Raw genomic sequence first — 522 nt, 5'->3', positions numbered from 1 at the left:
AAGTTGTTGCGTAGTGCTTGGTGACCAGGACGGCTGGGGCACAAATAGGTTGTCAAAGGCCGAGTCGATTTTGGGGACTGGGATGTCCCAAAATCTATCACGAGGCCGAAGACACGCTTGACCCAGCCGCAAGATGACGCTGGATCTCGGTTTGACCTATGATACTTCTCATGAACGTATGCAGCAGGCCATGGATATTCTCCGTGATATCGCGGCAGACAATGAGAATCTGGAAGAGCGGGTGGTGACGGCATTTACCGCGTTCAATGATTTTGCCCTGAACATCCGCTTCATCTATTACATCAGGAAAGGTCAGAGTGTGTTTGGTGTACAGACCCAGATAAACCTGGAGATTCTCCGCCGCTTCAATGAGGCCGGGCTGGAATTTGCCTTCCCCACGCAGACGGCTCTTCCCCTGATTGAGTGGGCGCCCATCATCTAGTAATCCCATCAGGGTAAAGATCCAACCCGCCGAGATGGAAGTAAATGGCATTGGCAAACCGCTCTTTATTGCGGAAGCCT

1 protein-coding gene is annotated in these 522 nt (G+C 51.9%); it reads left to right on the top strand.

Annotated elements, in window-relative coordinates:
- Positions 1–133 precede the first annotated feature (133 nt).
- On the top strand, positions 134–442 hold the full coding sequence (locus tag ACOCD2_RS26105) for a mechanosensitive ion channel domain-containing protein (RefSeq protein ID WP_293650539.1): 309 nt from the start codon (positions 134–136) through the stop codon (positions 440–442).
- Positions 443–522: the final 80 nt, after the last annotated feature.

The organism is Thiolapillus sp., assembly GCF_048562965.1.
GTDB lineage: Bacteria > Pseudomonadota > Gammaproteobacteria > Chromatiales > Chromatiaceae > Thiolapillus > Thiolapillus brandeum_A.
This window is presented reverse-complemented; position numbering and strand designations above follow the sequence as displayed.

Bases quoted from the DNA above. Each gene is read 5' to 3' on its own strand.
- ACOCD2_RS26105 (WP_293650539.1), top strand. From the start codon at position 134: ATGACGCTGGATCTCGGTTTGACCTATGATACTTCTCATGAACGTATG.